The sequence below is a fragment of the Falsirhodobacter sp. 1013 genome, assembly GCF_051195255.1.
Lineage (GTDB): Bacteria > Pseudomonadota > Alphaproteobacteria > Rhodobacterales > Rhodobacteraceae > Falsirhodobacter.
Window position 1 is genome coordinate 1 of record NZ_JBNJLK010000033.1, and the last position, 6,365, is coordinate 6,365.

General features: G+C 61.5%; 9 protein-coding genes. 6 read left to right on the top strand and 3 right to left on the bottom strand.

The window, feature by feature from the left end; all coding sequences use genetic code 11:
• The 5 genes from ACSHZY_RS18550 to ACSHZY_RS18570 form a co-directional block, all read left to right on the top strand.
• On the top strand, positions 1 to 859 hold an 859-nt coding region (locus ACSHZY_RS18550), incomplete at its 5' end, for a zinc-binding dehydrogenase (protein ID WP_435171676.1).
• Positions 860 to 949: 90 nt separating this feature from the next.
• On the top strand, positions 950 to 1,588 hold the full coding sequence (locus ACSHZY_RS18555; protein ID WP_435171677.1) for a GntR family transcriptional regulator: 639 nt from the start codon (positions 950 to 952) through the stop codon (positions 1,586 to 1,588).
• Between the two features lie 98 nt (positions 1,589 to 1,686).
• On the top strand, positions 1,687 to 2,247 hold the full coding sequence (locus ACSHZY_RS18560) for a biotin transporter BioY (RefSeq protein WP_435171679.1): 561 nt from the start codon (positions 1,687 to 1,689) through the stop codon (positions 2,245 to 2,247).
• Positions 2,244 to 3,224, top strand: a complete 981-nt coding sequence (bioB, locus tag ACSHZY_RS18565) for a biotin synthase BioB (RefSeq protein WP_435171681.1) — start codon at positions 2,244 to 2,246, stop codon at positions 3,222 to 3,224. Before ACSHZY_RS18560 ends, bioB begins: the two co-directional genes overlap by 4 nt.
• A 57-nt stretch (positions 3,225 to 3,281) precedes the next feature.
• A complete protein-coding gene (locus ACSHZY_RS18570; protein WP_435171683.1) occupies positions 3,282 to 3,638 on the top strand; it encodes a DUF1284 domain-containing protein in 357 nt (118 codons plus the stop codon).
• A gap of 97 nt (positions 3,639 to 3,735) precedes the next feature.
• Here ACSHZY_RS18570 and ACSHZY_RS18575 read toward each other — a convergent pair whose 3' ends face one another.
• Together ACSHZY_RS18575 and ACSHZY_RS18580 are read right to left on the bottom strand one after the other, a co-directional pair.
• The gene (locus tag ACSHZY_RS18575; RefSeq protein ID WP_435171685.1) at positions 3,736 to 4,005 is read right to left on the bottom strand and encodes a helix-turn-helix transcriptional regulator; all 270 of its coding nucleotides are present in this window, start codon (positions 4,003 to 4,005) and stop codon (positions 3,736 to 3,738) included.
• Positions 4,006 to 4,016: 11 nt separating this feature from the next.
• Positions 4,017 to 4,610 (bottom strand): cation transporter, encoded by a 594-nt coding sequence (locus tag ACSHZY_RS18580; RefSeq protein WP_435171687.1) that lies wholly within the window; start codon positions 4,608 to 4,610, stop codon positions 4,017 to 4,019.
• A gap of 129 nt (positions 4,611 to 4,739) precedes the next feature.
• Between ACSHZY_RS18580 and ACSHZY_RS18585 the strand changes: the two genes are divergently transcribed.
• Positions 4,740 to 5,147: a MerR family transcriptional regulator gene (locus tag ACSHZY_RS18585; RefSeq protein WP_435171689.1), complete on the top strand. Its 408-nt coding sequence runs from the start codon at positions 4,740 to 4,742 to the stop codon at positions 5,145 to 5,147.
• Positions 5,148 to 5,210: 63 nt separating this feature from the next.
• Here the strand turns inward: ACSHZY_RS18585 and ACSHZY_RS18590 are convergent, their stop codons facing one another.
• A complete protein-coding gene (locus tag ACSHZY_RS18590) occupies positions 5,211 to 6,179 on the bottom strand; it encodes an arsenic resistance protein (RefSeq protein WP_435171691.1) in 969 nt (322 codons plus the stop codon).
• Positions 6,180 to 6,365: the final 186 nt, after the last annotated feature.

Below are 6,365 nucleotides of genomic sequence, written 5' to 3' on the forward strand. Positions count from 1 at the left end.
GAAACCTACCTCTCCGCAATCGCGTTGGCCGCAACCGTCCTGTTTTGGCTGTGATCAAGAACGAGTCCTGACCCTAGGGAAGGTCGTCGCTTCCCGGAACGACGCCTATCCTGAAGGGGCCACGGTCAGGGCCCTCGGAGGTTGGGCAGAGCATGTCATTCTGCCACCCGATGCGCTGTCTCTGGAGCAGATTGATGCCAAGCCCGACCTTGCGCCGGAACTGCATATGGGTCTGCTCGGCTCCTCTGGGCTGACGGCTTGGATCGGCATGCATGAGATTGCGGGCATCCGACCGGGCGACACGGTGCTGGTCAGCGCTGCAACCGGATCGGTTGGCAGCGTTGCCGGCCAGATTGCCAAGCGCCACGGTTGCACGGTGATCGGACTGGCGGGAGGACCGGAAAAACGCCGGACACTGGCGACGCTAGGGTATGATCACGCCATCGACTACCGCGCCGTACCTGATCTGGGCGCAGCCTTGGGCCGGATCGCTCCGAACGGCATCGACGTGTTCTTCGATAACGTGGGCGGCGAGATGCTGGAAACCGTGATGATGTGCATGGCGGATCGTGGCCGCATCGCCGTCTGCGGAATGATGGGGCAATACAACAACCAGGACAACGCGCACGCCAATCGGTCCTTGTGGCAACTGGTGGTCAAGCGGCTGATGCTGCGCGGCTTCCTGACGCCTGACCATGCTGATCGTCTGCCTGAAGCGGCACGTGATTTGGCGGCCGGCGCGAAAGAGGGAAGTCTTGTCCCGCTTCAGCAGCTTTATGACGGTTTGGGCGAAGCGCCGCGAGCCTTTATCGACCTCATGAGTGGGAAGACCACAGGCAAGACGCTCGTCAGGTTGTAAGGCGCGTGTGATGATCCGAGGGAGGATGGGTAGGTAGCAGGGTGCTCAACCGCACTAGCCGATAGGTAGCCTCTGTATTATCTATAATACATGACAAGCTCCGCTAAAGAAACATTGGCGACGAAAATCGCCCAAAGCCTGGCTGACCGCATCATCACGGGGGCCATTCGCCCCAACACCCCGCTGCGCCAGGATCACATCGCCAAAGAGTTTGGGGCCAGCCATGTGCCCGTGCGCGAAGCCTTCCGACATCTGGAGGCGCAAGGGCTGGCGGTCAGCGAGCCGCAAAGGGGCATGCGGGTCACCTCGTTCGACGTGGAGGATCTGCACGAGGTTGCCGCCATGCGCGCATCGCTTGAGGTTCTGGCCCTGCGTCATGCCGTGCCCAATATGACCCCAGCTGTTCTGGACGCCGCCGAATGGGCGACACATGCCGGAGATGCGTCACGAGAGGTGCGGGAGTGGGAGGACGCCAACCGCCGGTTTCACCGCCTGATCCTTGAGCCTTGCGAAATGCCGCGACTGCTGTCCGCGATCGACACGCTCCACACCGCCAGCGCCCGCTTCCTGTTTGCCGCCTGGCGCACCGAATGGGAGGCGCCAACGAACCACGAGCATCGCGCCATTCTTGCGGCACTGCGGCGGGGGGAAACGGACAGAGCCTGCTTGATCCTGTCCAAGCATGTCGGGCGAACAACGCGGCGGGATCTTCAAAAGAATGGCCTGTAATCAATGGATTGATAAAAAGCGGCACTAATATCTATAATACATATTGCTGCCTGAGCCTGTGAGCTTCTAGTCATAGATATTTCCGCAAAGGACCTGTCATGACGCCTCATATGCTCCTGTCCCGCCCCGATCATCGGGCTCTGCTTCACGCCATGCCGAAGGTTGTGGCTCTTGCCGCGCTCATCACGCTTGGCGCGAAGATTCAGGTGCCGTTCTGGCCCGTGCCGATGACGATGCACACGCTTGCGGTGCTTTCAATCGCCATCCTCGCTGGACCTCGTATCGCGGCCGGAGCGGTCGCCACGTATCTGGCAGCCGGCGCGGTGGGCTTGCCCGTGTTCTCCGGCTCTCCGGCCCGTGGCATCGGGCTGGCCTATATGGTTGGACCCACCGGGGGCTACCTGCTTGGTTATCTTCTGGCGGCGGCCCTGACCGGCTGGCTCGCCATCAGCGGCGGCACGATGCGCCGCATCCTCGCCATGCTGGCCGGCATGGGGGTGATCTACGCCCTTGGCGCGGCATGGCTTTGCCGTTTCGTGCCCGCCGCCGATGTCTGGGCGGTCGGCGTCCTGCCCTTCCTCATGGGCGACCTGCTGAAGATCGGGCTTGCCGCGGGGTTGGCGACGCTGTGGACCCGCGCACGGGGGCGGCGCGCATGATCCGCAACGACTGGACACTGGAGGAGGCGCAGTCCATCCACGCGCTGCCCTTCCCCGACCTGATGCACCGGGCGCAGTCGATCCATCGGCAGAACTTCGATCCGCATGTCGTGGAGCAGGCCAGCCTTCTCAGCATCAAGACGGGGGGCTGCCCGGAAGATTGCGGCTACTGCTCGCAAAGCGCTTCCCACAAGACGGGTGTGAAGGCGACGAAGCTGATGGAGGTGGACGCGGTTCTGGCGGCCGCGCGCCGCGCCAAGGCGGCGGGAGCGCAACGTTTCTGCATGGGAGCCGCGTGGCGCAGCCCGAAGGACCGCGATCTCGATGCCATCTGCGCCATGATCGAGGGGGTTCGCGATCTGGGGCTGGAAACCTGCATGACTCTGGGCATGCTGTCGCCCCCGCAGGTCGCACGACTAAAGGACGCAGGCCTCGACTTTTACAACCACAACATCGACACCTCGCCCGAGTATTACCCGAAAATCGCCACGACCCGCACGATGGATGATCGTCTCGAAACGCTCGACCATGTGCGGCAGGGCGGCATCAAAGTCTGTTGCGGCGGCATCCTCGGCATGGGCGAGGCGGAGGAGGACCGCATCGCGATGCTGGTCGTTCTTGCGAACCTTTCCCGTCATCCCGAGAGCGTGCCGATCAACCTGTGGCAGCCCATCGGCAACACGCCAGTCGAGAAGGTGGCCCGGCCGGTCGACCCCTTCGCCCTGGTGCGGGCCGTCGCGCTGGCACGCATCCTGATGCCGCAAAGCGTCGTGCGGCTGTCGGCGGGGCGGACGGGAATGAGCGACGAGCTTCAGGCTCTGTGCTTTCTCGCAGGCGCCAACTCGATCTTTGCGGGCGATGTGCTTCTGACGACAGGCAATCCCGCATCCTGGCAGGATGCAGATCTGTTTGCCCGGCTCGGGATGCGCAGCGCAGTTGTCGAAAAGAAACCGGTCTTTCTGGCACAGGCATCGTGAGTTTTACGCTCGCAGGCCATGCGTGCATCTCCATTTCGGAGATGCACGGAGGCGCTGGTGACGATCAAGCTGCGCCCTCATCACCTCCTTTTTATGCTGACCTACGTAGGCAAAGAATACAGCCCGGTCTTCGTAGAAATTTGCCATCGCATTGCGAAACGGATCACGGATGGAGAGGATATCGTCGTGGTCAAGGGGCCGGATGGCATCTGCGCTCCCCTTCTTGATAAACGGGACGCCCATTGTTACCAAGCGGGCGTTCGAGATCGGGACCGGCAAGCGGCGGGTGACGTGGGCGATCTCCTGGGAACTGTCATCGCTCCGGGCGTCTTGATCCACGCCGATCCCGTGCTGTTGGTTCGAGCTCTGCGCGACAGCCGCCAAGGCTGGATATGGAATGGCGCGGGTCCATAGTTTGGATCGCACCAAAGAGAAGCAGTCGGATGATGGCTCGAACGAAGCGGACATTCGCTTCTCCTGAAGCCTCGGCTTTAATAAACTTCCAGAACGCTCAACACCGGCTGCAACACCGGGCTTGCGGCACGACCAAGAAGTCTTCACTTGTGATCGGTGTGGAGCTTGTCAGCGCTTCCGGCCGGACCTGAAGCGCCGAAGCCAGGCGAAGGACCGTGTCTTCTGTACAAGTGTCTCTGGCCGGGACCGCGCCTTCAAGGCGGGCGATCTGGCGTTCGGTCAGCCCGGAGAGTTTGGCAAGGCGAGGACGGCCAAGCCCACGGGCCCGGCGTATCTGGTTGAGCCGCTCGGGCTGAATGGAGGTCATGACGTGCTTCCTTATTTGGTTGGGCGCAACATCGGCAAAGGTGCAGGCATCGGACGCACACTGCGCCATTCGCGTGTCGCATCACGCAATATTTGAGCGGCACCATACAAGGCAAGGCTGGCCATCAAAGCTGCCACCGTGAAGTCAGGCCATCCAATGCCAGTGCCGAAGACCCCGAGTGCTGCCAGCAACACCGCAATATTGGCAATGACGTCGTTGCGCGAACAGATCCAAACCGAGCGCATGTTTGCGTCTCCGTCCCGGAAAGCTGTCAGGAGCACAAGGCAGATCAAGTTCATGACCAGCGCCAGCGCGCCCACCGCGCCCATCGTAGGGGCGTGCGGCACCGAGCCGTGGACCGCGTGCCAGACCACCGTCCCCATCACCCACAAGCCGAACACTCCCATGGAGGCACCCTTCAACAAGGCCGCGCCTGCCCGCCAGCGAAGGGTCATGCCCAGCACGGCCAAGCTGATCGCGTAGTTCGCGGCATCGGCAAAGAAATCGAGCGCGTCGGCCTGAAGTGCTGCGGAACCGGCCAGCACCCCGGCCGCGATCTCCGCGATGAACATGCCCGCGTTGATGGCGAGCGCGATCCACAGCACACGACGGAAACGAAGGGAGGTGCCAGCGGAGGAGGCACAGGTATCGGCGGAGCAACAGGGCATGATAGACTCGCTTTATGGTCCAGTTGCCCCAATATCTACCGTCTATAGCAACTATAGGGTCAAGCCATGTCTGACGCCTTTCGCATCGGGGATCTGGCCCGCCTCACCGCCACAAAGGTTGTAACGATCCGCTACTACGAAAGCATCGGCCTCATGCCCGTGCCTGAACGCAGCGCAACGAACTACCGTATCTATGGAAAGGTGCAATTGAACCGCCTTCGGTTCATCAGGCGCTGCCGTGATCTTGGTTTCTCATTGGAACAGATTGCGGAGCTTGCCGCTCTTTCTTCCGACAGTCAGAGATCTTGCGGCGAGGTGGACGCGCTGACGCGCACCCATCTGGCCGAGGTGGAGGCGAAGATTGCTGACCTGAACGCTCTTGCTGCGGAATTGCGGCGGATCGGAGCGCAATGCCACGGCAGCACGACGATCTCCAACTGCCGCATCATAGAAACCTTGGATCATCGACCATGAATGATGGTAACGCCCGCCCCGCTCCATGTCCGTAGCAGAGCAGGAGACCGGATGCTTCTGCCGTCAGGTGGGGCGGCGTTCGCTGGTGGACATGCCCAAGCGCGGAAGAACACGGATGTAGACCAGTTCGGCAACCAACTCGACCAGGGTTTGCGTGACGATCACAGCCGGAAGCACGGGGAGCGCGCCCGGAACAGCGAGGGCCAGCGGCAGCACGACGAGGGAGTTCCGTGTCGCGGTCGAGAAGGACACGGCCCTACCCGCAGCAGGTTGAAGTCCGAAGGCCTGTGCAATGCCCCAGCCGATGAAGGGAGCGATGACGGCAAAAGCAATGTAGATGGGTAAGGCGGACAGCGCATGACGGCTGGCGGTTCCCAGAACCGGAACCGTGGCCGCCACGACGAGGAACAGGACTAAGGCCGTCACTGGGACTGGAAGAAGCCCAAGAATTTTGCTGACACGCTGTCCTGTCGTATGTTGCGTGCCCCAAAGCTGGACAGCGCCCGCGCAGATCAGCGGCACAGCGATGAGCCAGACGAATGCATGCACGAACGGGCCGACACGCACGAGGTCAGCGGCCGCGTCGCCAAGGAACAGGCCAAGGTAAATCGGCAGTAGGGCCATCTGCACCAGCAGGAGGATCGGCGTCGAGGACAGCAGCAGTCGGGCATCCGCCCGCCCTAAATGGGCAAACGTGATCACGTAGTCGATGCAAGGCGTGAGCAGCACCATGAGGATGCCAAGGCGCAGCAATGCGTCGTCTATGGCAAGGCGGGACAGCAGGAAGGCAAAGATCGGAACGCAGATGAAGTTGCTGACGAGAAGGGCACCCAGAAAGCGTGTTTCTCGGAATCCTCGGCCAATCTCCGGCAACGGCACCTGCAGAAAGGTGACGAACAGCATGAAGGCCAGTGCGGGATTGATTGCCCCTTCCAGTTCGCCCGTGCCTGACACGGTAAACCCAAGGAACACGGCAAAGGCGACAGCCGCAAAGTAGATCCACACCTGTTGCCGTTCGAGAATGTCCCGCATGCCGTTTCCTTGCCGCTCACCTATGGGTGCCACGAGTAGCCGACAAAGGAAAAAATCACGAGAGGCCGCTTTGGGCTCCAAGTCGTCATGTTACCTGTTCGAAACCGAACCAGACCGTGTGAAAACTCAAACAGGATTCACAGGTTTGGGCGACCGTGGTATTCTTGGTCATGGCACATATTTCAG

Coding starts and splice junctions, on each gene's coding strand:
- ACSHZY_RS18560 (WP_435171679.1), top strand. CDS start 1,687: ATGACGCCTCATATGCTCCTGTCCCGCCCCGATCATCGGGCTCTGCTT.
- ACSHZY_RS18575 (WP_435171685.1), bottom strand. CDS start 4,005: ATGACCTCCATTCAGCCCGAGCGGCTCAACCAGATACGCCGGGCCCGT.
- ACSHZY_RS18555 (WP_435171677.1), top strand. CDS start 950: ATGACAAGCTCCGCTAAAGAAACATTGGCGACGAAAATCGCCCAAAGC.
- bioB (WP_435171681.1), top strand. CDS start 2,244: ATGATCCGCAACGACTGGACACTGGAGGAGGCGCAGTCCATCCACGCG.
- ACSHZY_RS18590 (WP_435171691.1), bottom strand. CDS start 6,179: ATGCGGGACATTCTCGAACGGCAACAGGTGTGGATCTACTTTGCGGCT.
- ACSHZY_RS18585 (WP_435171689.1), top strand. CDS start 4,740: ATGTCTGACGCCTTTCGCATCGGGGATCTGGCCCGCCTCACCGCCACA.